Origin of the sequence: Stieleria sp., assembly GCF_041595215.1 — a bacterium.
GTDB lineage: Bacteria > Planctomycetota > Planctomycetia > Pirellulales > Pirellulaceae > Stieleria > Stieleria magnilauensis.
Genome location: NZ_JBFHKV010000352.1, coordinates 1 through 7,523, shown reverse-complemented (window position 1 = coordinate 7,523; position 7,523 = coordinate 1). Strand labels below are relative to the sequence as shown.

General features: G+C 60.1%; 7 protein-coding genes. 2 read left to right on the top strand and 5 right to left on the bottom strand.

Translation table 11 applies throughout. The features are described from left to right. Nucleotides 1-228: 228 nt before the first annotated feature. The 4 genes from ABX749_RS14950 to ABX749_RS14935 all read right to left on the bottom strand — a co-directional run bounded on the left by ABX749_RS14950 (nt 229) and on the right by ABX749_RS14935 (nt 4,292). On the bottom strand, nt 229-1,314 hold the full coding sequence (locus ABX749_RS14950; RefSeq protein WP_372896676.1) for an NAD(P)-binding domain-containing protein: 1,086 nt from the start codon (nt 1,312-1,314) through the stop codon (nt 229-231). Nucleotides 1,315-1,354: 40 nt separating this feature from the next. Beyond that, nucleotides 1,355-2,116, bottom strand: a complete 762-nt coding sequence (gene nagB / locus ABX749_RS14945; RefSeq protein WP_372896675.1) for a glucosamine-6-phosphate deaminase — start codon at nt 2,114-2,116, stop codon at nt 1,355-1,357. Continuing rightward, nucleotides 2,113-3,399, bottom strand: a complete 1,287-nt coding sequence (locus ABX749_RS14940) for an HD domain-containing protein (protein ID WP_372896674.1) — start codon at nt 3,397-3,399, stop codon at nt 2,113-2,115. Before ABX749_RS14940 ends, nagB begins: the two co-directional genes overlap by 4 nt. A gap of 86 nt (nt 3,400-3,485) precedes the next feature. Continuing rightward, nucleotides 3,486-4,292: a hypothetical protein gene (locus ABX749_RS14935; protein WP_372896673.1), complete on the bottom strand. Its 807-nt coding sequence runs from the start codon at nt 4,290-4,292 to the stop codon at nt 3,486-3,488. Between the two features lie 273 nt (nt 4,293-4,565). On the opposite strand from ABX749_RS14935, the gene ABX749_RS14930 reads away from it, so the two are divergent. Continuing rightward, on the top strand, nt 4,566-5,072 hold the full coding sequence (locus ABX749_RS14930) for a tRNA (cytidine(34)-2'-O)-methyltransferase (RefSeq protein ID WP_145220627.1): 507 nt from the start codon (nt 4,566-4,568) through the stop codon (nt 5,070-5,072). A 43-nt stretch (nt 5,073-5,115) separates the two neighbouring features. Here ABX749_RS14930 and ABX749_RS14925 read toward each other — a convergent pair whose 3' ends face one another. Further along, nucleotides 5,116-6,252 carry a tetratricopeptide repeat protein gene (locus ABX749_RS14925; RefSeq protein WP_372896672.1) on the bottom strand — a complete coding sequence of 379 codons (1,137 nt, stop codon included), beginning with the start codon at nt 6,250-6,252 and terminating at the stop codon, nt 5,116-5,118. Between the two features lie 385 nt (nt 6,253-6,637). Between ABX749_RS14925 and ABX749_RS14920 the strand changes: the two genes are divergently transcribed. Continuing rightward, nucleotides 6,638-7,523 (top strand): hypothetical protein (locus ABX749_RS14920; protein WP_372896671.1); only part of this gene is annotated, 886 nt, incomplete at its 3' end.

The window sequence follows — 7,523 nt, the reverse complement described above, 5'->3', positions numbered from 1 at the left end:
TTAGGCTCGTCAGGAATCGGGGGAGAGGGGAGCCATGGTGTTTCATTTTCGCTTCTCGATTTTGCGGTCTTGGGCGCGAGCCTAAAGTCGCAAAGTCAAGCGTCGTTTCCTTGGGGTGGGGCCCGTAGGCTCGCGTCAAACGGCTGATCATCGATTGAGATCAGCCCCGTAGGTCACGCTGTGCGTGACCATCGGCATGCACAGCATGCCCTACGCAGCTGCTAACCGCTAACTCTCCGGTTGCGTCATGATCTGATCGCGGTACTGCAGCGGTGCGGAATCGATGTGTCGGCCCGACAGATGGGCGACGATCTTGTCGACGTGGTCGTGGCAGTTTTCTAGAAACGTCTTGTACTTGCTGCTCTGTGTGCCGGCGGTTGCGGTCCCCGCGATGTAGATGCCGGGGACATTGGTCTGCATCGTGTTTTCATCGTAGGTCGGTCGCTGCATCGAGTCGGACAATTCAACGCCGGCCATTCGCATCAACGTCTTGTCCTGCTCGTACCCGATCAACGTCAACACATCGTCCGCCTTGACTTCCACGATGGAACCATCATCGATCGACTGCAGGTGGACGCACTCGCTGGTGATCCGGACGGGTAGGGTGCCAGTAAAATCGCCGATCCGGCCGGCGGCTAAGAGCCCCTTGATCTCGGGCAGCAACCAATACTTGATGTGGTCTTCGGGCACTTCCGAACCGCGATAGCTGAGTGACACGTTGGCACCGGCATGATGCAACCGCAATGCCGCTTCGATCGCACTGTTTCGCCCGCCGACGATCAGCACGTCTCGGCCGAAATAGCGATGGGTCTCGCGCAGGTAGCCATCGACATGGGGCAGATCCTCACCCGGAATCCCCAGCCTTTTTGGAAAGTCGGTTCCGCCGATGGCCAAGACCACCGCCTCGGCCGACCAGACGCTCGGCTGTCCGCCCGGTTTGGTCGTCACGGCGAAGCGATCGCTATCGTCACGGGCAATGTTCACCACCGGGCACTGGGTGTGAACCCGAATCTCGAATTGGGTCGCCACGCCACGCAGGTACGTCAGGTACTGCTCGCGAGTCGCCTTGGACTGGTCGCTGGTCAGCAGTGGAACGCCGGCGATCGCGATCCGCTCGTTGCTGCTGAACCAGCGAGTTTGGGGAGCCCACCAGGAGATCGTGTGTCCGATCGATCCGGCATCAAACAGTTCGAACTCGATGCCACAACGGCGCAGCGCGACGGCGAGTTCCAATCCGATCGGCCCGGCCCCCACGATCACCACTCGGGTCGAACGGGCCTCGTCGGGGGATGCGGTGGGTTGCGGATTGGACATTATTAATTCTGGTCTGTGGTGGGACGAGCGTTCGTCGTGATCAATCCAAACGCAACCCGCCGGCTGCGTCTTGATCCAAAACGACGGTCACGTGGTCGTGGTTGCGCAGCAGCGATGCCGGGTGCGATTCGTCGACCGGCCCCTCGAGCATCTTTGCGACGGCATCGGCCTTTCCGGCCCCGGTGGCCAGCAACACGATCTGACGGGCATCGAGAATGGTGGCGATACCCATTGTGATCGCGTGGCAAGGCACCTCGTCGATGGAATCAAAGAAGCGGGCGTTCTTTTCGATCGTCTCGGGCGTCAGGTCGACTTGACGGGTGCGGCTGTCGCGCGGCGAGCCGGGTTCGTTGAAGGCGATGTGCCCGTTGTGACCGAGCCCCAGCAATTGCAGATCGATTCCGCCGGCCGACTCGATCATCGATTCGTACTTTGCACAGTGCGCCGCGACATCGGCGGCACATCCGTCAGGGACAAACGTCCGAGCGGGATCGATGTTGATGTGATCAAACAACTGCTCGTTCATGAAGACCCGAAAGCTTTGCGGATGATCGCCGCCGAGTCCGATGTATTCATCCAAGTTGAAGGACGTCACACCGCTAAAGTCGACTGCGCCGCTGCGGTTCATTTCGATCAACCGGCGATACGTCTGCACCGGTGTGCCGCCGGTCGCCAATCCGAGCACGCTGTCCGCTTTGCGATGGACCTGCGCCGCGATCAGATCAGCAACCGCGTGTGACGCTTGCTCCCCGTCGGCTTTGACGATCGTTTCGATCCCATTGATTTGCACGGTTTGAATCATACCCCTTCACTTTCGGTTTGGCTGACGCACTGGATCAGCAACTCGGACCAATGTTCTAACGTCGGATAGTGCGTACGCAACGCTTCACGCAGATCGGGTCGCACGAACACGCGGACCCGTTTGACGACATTATCAAACTGCTGGCGGGCGAGCACCGCCGCGACGGGTGAAACGTCACCCAGGGTGGCCGTCCGGCCATCGGCAAACAGCACCGCCGTGTTGATGTCGACTTCTAATTTTACCGGCGGTGCATCGATCAGCACATCCGCCGCCGCCACCGCGACGCCGGTTTGACGACTCAATTGTTCCGCCACACGCTCGCACAGCGCGACCAGCCACCAATGATGGCGGCGGGCCAAACGCTGATGAATCGCTTCGCCCGACAGCACGCTGAACTCGGCGACTCGCTTGAACAATTGACGGCGGGCACCAAAAAGTCCCTCGATCAACGGCTCGGCCAAGCTGCCCTGGCCGGCCCGACGCAACAACGCAATCCATTCGGCGTCGGCCAGCTTGAACGTCGCGTTCAGGTCCATGCGGTTGTGAAGCAGAAACACGCTCCGCTGGAGCATGGCGGTCGCCGAACGCACCGCGTGATGCCAATACACTTCGCTGAACATGATGTACCGCGCAAAGACCATCATCTCGGCAGCCGTGCGGCCTTTTTCGCCGACCGCCAATCGCCGAGTCGACGGATCGACCACCAGCGACGAAATCAGCCGACCGGCGTCGAAGTTGCGTCCGTAGTCCACCCCGCAGTGCAGACTGTCACGTTGCAAGTAATCTAGTTTGTCGATGTCGATCGGACCGCTCAAACAACTGGCCAAGAATTGGAACCCGTCGTCGTCTCGCTCGGATGCCGGGTCATTCCGGGGGCCGATCAACAGACGTTCCACATCCGCCGCGTCACAGTTCCAATCCTCGTCAATGCATTCGGCCAATTCGCCTTCGCGGATCAATTGACCCACCCGATGCTCGTGTCTGGCCACCGAGTCCAACTGCATGTCTTCGATCGGATGGCAAAACGGCCAGTGGCCAAGATCGTGCACCAGCGCCGCGACGAGAAACGCGTCACAGTGCCGATCGTCCAGCCAACGCGATGCCAGTCGATCGCCGCGAAATCGGGCCAGCAATCGCAACGCGTTTTGATAGACACCCAACGTGTGTTCCAAACGCGTGTGCATCGCGCCCGGATAGACCAGTGAAACCATTCCCAGTTGGCTGATCCCGGCCAACCGACGCAGCGCCGCGGTGTCCAGAATCCGCCGGACGCGGTCGGACAAGGGTACCGAATCCGCGGGCGGGATTCGAACCAGGGACCCGGAATCGGCGCCGGCCCGATGCATTAGGTCAAGTTCGGGTAGATCGTTCACGACAGGCTTGCCAGGGGCGAGCGTGAAACGGTGGCGTCGGTGACCGTCACTGATGACGATTCGATCGTGGACTGCGAAACATCGGGTTCCAAATATCGATCGACTTCGCCGGGCTCGCCGGCGAGCGTCACGCCGCTGGTAAACGCCAACAAGACGATCACGATGAAATACAGCCCCGCGTGAATGACGCCGTTGAAAAACTCCAATTCAAACGTCCCCGCTGACGCCAGTGCGCCCAGGGCGATCATCACGCACAGGGTGATGCCGAACACCGTCCACGACATTTCAGACGGCGCGTTCAATTCAAAGACATACGAAGGAACAAACGCATACACCACCCAGATCACCGCAAAGATCGCCGAACAGATCAGCACCCGGTTCCGCAGCTCCGGACCGACGTACGGTTCGCGTTCCTGGTCATACAAAAACGTGTAGCCGGACCAGACCAAGGGCGGCGCCAACAGGATCAGTCCCGCCAACTGGGCCCAAAACGGTGCCGTGCCATTTTCCCCGGTGAATCGAAACACCAACGCAAAGCCGAACACCGCGACGATCGATCCGATGGAAATCAACAGACCACTTTTGGTCACGTCGGTTTCTTTACGTTTGATCGGCTTCAGGACGCTGACGCCCTTGCTGTCCTTCGGCGCCCCATCGGTCGGCGCGTGGATGACGACTTGCTCGTCCGCCTTGGGGATCTCGATCGGCTTCTTGCAATTCGGACACGGCCCAGTTTTGCCGGCGAATTTGTCGCTCACCTGGAATCGTTTCAGACAGTGGCGACAGGTAACTTGGATCGGCATGAATGCAATTCTCTGCCAGCGGCTGCACTGGCACGGACGAACCGAACGGAGACAGGATAAAAAAACGTGACACCCGGCTGAAAAACGCGGGTGATCTGTCATGATGTAGGGGACAGTTTGTCACGCCAACAAGGCCCTTTGCAACCCTTCCGCCCCGATCGGGCATCAAATGTCGCACCGCCGCCCCGCACGCGGACGCCGCCGGTGCCGCGTCGGTCGCCTTGGGACATGGCCCATCGTCACCACATCTCCTTGACGGGCGCTGGAGCCCCAATGTCCGAGCAGACTCCCCCTCCCCACCCCGCCGACCCGGTCGCCCACGTCGTGCTGTATCAACCGGAGATCCCTCAAAATACCGGTAACATCGGGCGGACTTGCGTGGCCGTCGGTGCGAAACTGTGGATCGTCCGCCCGGCCAGTTTCGATTTCAGTGACAAACGCGTCCGTCGCGCCGGGCTGGACTACTGGAAACACCTCGACCTCCAAGCGGTCGACCAATGGAGCGATCTGGTCGACGCATTACCGCCCCGGCGGATGTTTTTCTTTTCTCGATTCGCCACGCGATCGATCTGGGACGAACATTTTCAGCACGGGGATAGCTTTGTGTTCGGTCGCGAAACGAGCGGACTGCCGCGTGAAATCGTCGGCCCCGACCACCCCCATGCCCTGCGTGTGCCGACCACCGGCAACGTCCGCAGTCTGAACTTGGCGACCACCGTCGGGATCGTGCTGATGGAACAACAACGTCAATTGACCGCCCGATCGTCATCGACTCGTTGATGGGGGAATCTCGCTGGAACGGGCACGTTGAACCGGCACGCGGTCATCGCGAGGGTGAAAAGCGACGGATCAACCCGCGAATCCAGCTGGACTTGGGACGCGGTGTCGATTCCGGACGCGTCGACGGACCGCGGCCTTCCAATTCCGCCAACGTTCTCGGCCGCGGCAAACGCCCCTCCAACACGGCCGTGATCTTTTCCATCACGAACTGATTGGTCGTATCGTCGCAGCAAATCGTCAAGGCGTGCTCCAACGTCTTGCGGGCGATCTCCACCCGACCGTCCAGCAAGTAGGCGATCGAGAGATTGCCCAACAATTCAACGTCATCGGGAGCCAATGCGACCGCTTTTTCCCCCGTCTGACAGGCCCGCTCGGTGTCGCCGTCGGCCAACAGCACACCGGCAAGCTCCTTGTAAATGATCGTCTGGGGCTCATCGACCACTTCCAGGGCACGTTCCAAGGCCTGTATCGCACGGGGGATTCGGTCCACCGCGTGCCAAGCCTTGCCGAGCAGAAACCAGACGCGCCAGGCATCGTCTCGCTGGCTGACCAATCGTTGCAGCCGGCCGATCGCCTCGCGGATCGCCTGCTGCACGTCCTCCGATGGAGGCGGCTGCCCCGGATGCCGCATGTTGCCCAACACGACGTCGGCCGATTTTCGGAACAGTTCCTCCGGTGTCTCATGCAACCGGGCGCTATACAGCAGTTGCCCGGTTTCCTTGTCGCGATAAACGTCGACTCGCTCTTCACGCCGGACAAACTCCAGCCGGTTGCGAACCTCGTCAGCGGACATGTGTTGCAGCGTCGGTCCCGCATCGGGATCCCAGGTCTCCGGTGCGACCACCACACCGGACTCATTGCCGACGAGACTGGCGATCAAATTGCCCTTGTATTCAATCAACTGCAACCAGTCGCAGAGAGGATGCATCGAGCGGTTGTGCGCATCGACCAAGACCACATCTGGCGCACCTTCGTCACCGCACAACCCCATCAACAGCAACTTGTCCCGAAACAGTTCGGCATCGCGCGGCGACATGAAACTGGCCTGCGTCAACTCACCGTCGCCGAAAGACATCGCGTTGGGGGCGATCGTGTGGAAATCCGACGCGCCGCCTTCAAGACAACGATCCAGCGCGTCGTTGCGAATCACCACTGCCGTGCCTTCAAGTAACACCGGCATGGTTTCCCTCAAGATAAAAACCGATGAATCGCCTCGTCCATGACCAAACGTTCATGATAGCGATTCGGATACGCGGGAACAAATCCATCCCTCACTTCAACCTCATCATCGGCACAACCGCCATCGCTGTTGTCACGCACACACGCAGAGATTTGCGCCCATCAAATAGTCAATCTGGCGGTGATTCAGCGAAGACAGGGTGATCGCCCGAAAACGAAACATCCGATGAAAACAGTGACGAATCGTCAACTGCAGAGACGAATTCCGGTTAATCGAACAACGGTACACCACCGCTCGGTGGAGGGCCGACACCTACCAATTCGATTCCAATGGTAGTTTCTTCGATCGGTGAAGACGCCTCGATGAAACAGAATCATGAATCACGATGCCGAAATTCGACGCACGTATCCCCATCCGAACTCGCCTGACGCTGACACTGGTCTGTCTTCTGACCGCCACGGTGCTGTTGGCTGATTGGATCGGGCTGGTTCCCGACAGCCGGACGCAACTCGCCCAGGGACGCGTTTCGGTTTGTGAATCCTTGGCCGCTACCGGCACCGCCATGGTCGCCGCTGGAAATTCGAAAGGCTTCGAATCGGCCGTCACTGCCCTGGTCGAGCGAAATCGCAGTCTCCGCTCGGCCCGATTGATCGACGCCGACGGCAACACTGCGTTTCAAACCGCAGGGCACGCGCAATACTGGTCTCCGCTGCCACAACACCGTGATTCAAACTTCACCCTGCCGATCTTTCGTTTCGGAAAGCCCTGGGGAAATTTGCAGCTCGCGTTCACGGCTCCCGCAACCGAACTCGCCGGGTCACGCTTCGGGATCTGGGGACTGCTCGCCTTCTTGATCCCGATCAGTCTGCTTCAATACTCGTGGCTGCTGGAAACGATGCTACCGTCACCAGCCGCCACAGCCGATCCAACCGCGGCCGATCGCGAACCGTTGCCAGCCCACTCCGACAGCGCGGTCGCCCCCCAATCGCCGCCAGCCGCCGTGGCGGTCGTCCCCGGAGTGCTTGCCCCCAACGACGACACACTCAGCGACGACACGCTGAAAGATTATCGATCTGCCGACGACACCCTCCGAGACGTCGCACCCGCGGCCCACAGCCCCGAAGCGTCCCCCAGTGCACCGAGCGCCATGAGTGGACCGAGTGGACCGCCGATACACACCACGCTGCCGATCGATGACGAAGAAATGCGTTGCATCGTCGTCAACTTTGTCGATCGCCTCGATGCCCGGCTCAACGGCATGCAAGACGCAC

Coding starts and splice junctions, on each gene's coding strand:
- ABX749_RS14950 (WP_372896676.1), bottom strand. CDS start 1,314: ATGTCCAATCCGCAACCCACCGCATCCCCCGACGAGGCCCGTTCGACC.
- nagB (WP_372896675.1), bottom strand. CDS start 2,116: ATGATTCAAACCGTGCAAATCAATGGGATCGAAACGATCGTCAAAGCC.
- ABX749_RS14935 (WP_372896673.1), bottom strand. CDS start 4,292: ATGCCGATCCAAGTTACCTGTCGCCACTGTCTGAAACGATTCCAGGTG.
- ABX749_RS14930 (WP_145220627.1), top strand. CDS start 4,566: ATGTCCGAGCAGACTCCCCCTCCCCACCCCGCCGACCCGGTCGCCCAC.
- ABX749_RS14925 (WP_372896672.1), bottom strand. CDS start 6,252: ATGCCGGTGTTACTTGAAGGCACGGCAGTGGTGATTCGCAACGACGCG.